We start from the raw sequence: 2510 nt of genomic DNA on the forward strand, positions 1-2510 counted from the left end.
CCAGCGCGGGCCGTCCACCTCGGGCAGCGGGGCCGCCCGGTGGCGCTTCCAGAGCCCGGTCATCTGCGCGTCGTGCCGGGCGTCGAAGGCGGGCGCGGCGGCGCACCACAGCATCACGCCCCAGGCGGCGGCGACGGTGGACGGCGTCCGCGCGGTGAAGACCTTGCCGTCGTGCGGGTACTCCTCGGGCGGCAGCGCGGCGGCGGAGGCGAGGGTGCTGCGCATCCGGCCGGTCAGCTCCGGCGCGAACCCGCGCCGCACGAACGTCAGCGACGGCGAGGGGTCGTAGGAGAAGTCGGGCCCGGCGGGCACAACGTGCGGCGGAAGCTGCGGGGTCTGCCCGCCCGCGTACTGCGCGGGCCGCGCCCCGGCGCGGACGGCGGGCGCGTGCGGCGGCGGGCACAGGTACCACTGGCCGTCCGAGGGCTGCAGCCGGTACCAGCGCGCCCACGCGCCGAACAGCCACCAGGTGCCGTCCGGGAGGGCGAGCATGCGCCCCGCGATGGCGTGCTGGCGTTGCTGGGGCGGCGCCGACTGCCACCATCCCGCGGCCACCATCGCCCTGGTGTCCCGTTCGGCCGCCGCGAACGGGTCCTGCCCGGGCGGTGGGGCGTTCCCTCGTCCCGGTCCCCACACCACGGGGTCATCGTAGCCGCGTCAAGGAATCCCCAACCCTGCCAGCCTCCGCTGGCCCGTTCCCGCGCCAGGCGCGGGCGGCGGCGCGGCTCCGCCCGGACGGGGCGTCAGCTCCGCCAGGTGGCGCGGGCGTGCCGCCGCGCCTTCTCCATGTAGACGTCGGGCGTGTACTGGAGCACGGCCCGGTCGTCGTCGGTCAGTTCCCGGACGACCTTCCCGGGCGTCCCCGCGACCAGCACGCCGGACGGGATCTTCTTGCCCGGCGGGACGAGCGCGCCGGCCGCGATGAGCGTGTGCGCGCCGATCCGGGCGCCGTTCAGGACGATCGCGCCGATCCCGATGAGCGAGCCGGTCTCGACGTGGGCGCCGTGCACCATCGCCTTGTGGCCGAGGCTGACCCGGTCCTCCAGGACGGCCGGCATGCCCGGGTCGGCGTGCAGGCAGCTGAGGTCCTGGATGTTGCACTCGTCCCCGACGACGATCTCCTCGTCCTCACCGCGCAGCACCGAGCCGTACCAGACGCTCGCCGCGCGGCCGAGCCGGACGCGTCCGACCACCACCGCGCCCGGCGCGATCCACGCGTCCGGGTGGATCTCCGGCATGTCATCGTCCAGCGCGCCCACGTAGTCCATGCCGCCGATGGTAGGGCGCGAGGCGTCGCCGGGACGCGTCCGGGCCCGGGTGCCGAGGGGGCGGTATTTCCCGGGATTCGATAGTTTGTCTTCCAGGCTCTGGTTAAGAAACGGCAGCGAGAACGGCATTCCGGTTGCGCGAATGGGGTGGACCGGACAACAGTCGATGCTGAACTTCCTCGAGCCGTCCCTGATCCCGCAAGGGGTGATCCTCACCCCCCGCCACGACCCCCAAGGCCTCATGAGCAACGACGCGGAAATCCTGCCGAACCTCCTCCGGGAGGAACACTTCGAGATCGTCATGCGCGGCTACAACCGCCGCCAGGTCGACGAGTTCATCGCCCGCAGCCAGAACCAGATCCGCGAGCTGGAGGCCCGGCTCGCGCGCGCCCTCGACGACGTCGAGCGCATCCGCCGGGAGATGGCCGAGGTCCGGGAGGCGCGCAAGCCCACCGGCGACGACCTGTCCGACCGGCTCCGCCAGATCATCAACCTCGCCGAGGACGAGGCGAAGGAGAAGCTGGCCGACGCCGAGGCCCGGGGCGCCCAGATCCGCAAGAACGCCGAGCACGAGTCCACCCGGATCGTGGAGGAGGCCCGCGGGCTCGCCGAGCGCGACCTCGCGCACGCGCGGGAGAAGGCCGACCAGGTGCTCGCCGCCGCCAAGAAGGAGTCGGACGGCGTCCTGTCCGCGGCCAAGCACGAGGCCGAGCAGACGGTGACCAGCGCGCGCCTGGAGGCCGAGCGCACCCTCACCTCCGCCGAGCGCCGCGCCAACGTCATCAACGAGGGCGCGACGCAGCGCCTGAACCACCTCACCAAGAACCACACCCAGGCGCTCCAGCGGCTCACCGAGATCTCCGAGACGCTGCACCGCCTGCTCACCGTCGAGAACGACGCCGGGCCGCTGGAGAAGATGGTCGAGGAGGTCAGCCGCACCCCGGCCGCGCGCAAGCGCCCGCACCCGCCGCAGGGCTCGCACCAGCCGCAGGACCAGCCGTCCGGCCAGGGTCAGCCGTCCGGGCAGGGCCAGGCGGCCGCCGCCCCGCCGGAGCCGGTCGTCGCCAAGCCGGTGTCCGCCATCCCGCGGACGCCTCCGCCGCCGGCCCCGCCCGCGCCGCCGCACGCGCCGGCCCAGCGGGACGACATGCGCGCGCCCGAGCACGCCGCGCCGCCCGTCCCGCCGCAGGTCAAGGCCGCTCCGTCCGCGCCGTCCGGCCCGGTCCGCGACCCCGAGCCGAG

The 2510-nt window shown here is 74.6% G+C and carries 2 protein-coding genes and 1 pseudogene; 1 reads left to right on the forward strand and 2 read right to left on the reverse strand.

All coding sequences use genetic code 11. From position 1 onward, the window contains the following. Both AB0J52_RS36030 and AB0J52_RS36035 read right to left on the reverse strand, forming a co-directional pair. Positions 1 to 639 (reverse strand): annotated as a pseudogene (locus AB0J52_RS36030) (hypothetical protein); the annotation flags it as partial. A gap of 104 nt (positions 640 to 743) precedes the next feature. After that, positions 744 to 1268: a gamma carbonic anhydrase family protein gene (locus AB0J52_RS36035; protein ID WP_500187393.1), complete on the reverse strand. Its 525-nt coding sequence runs from the start codon at positions 1266 to 1268 to the stop codon at positions 744 to 746. Positions 1269 to 1434: 166 nt separating this feature from the next. On the opposite strand from AB0J52_RS36035, the gene AB0J52_RS36040 reads away from it, so the two are divergent. Further along, the coding region (locus AB0J52_RS36040) for a DivIVA domain-containing protein (protein WP_500187394.1) at positions 1435 to 2510 on the forward strand (1076 nt) is incomplete at its 3' end.

It is taken from the genome of Spirillospora sp. NPDC049652 (assembly GCF_040675125.1).
Classification (GTDB): domain Bacteria; phylum Actinomycetota; class Actinomycetes; order Streptosporangiales; family Streptosporangiaceae; genus Spirillospora.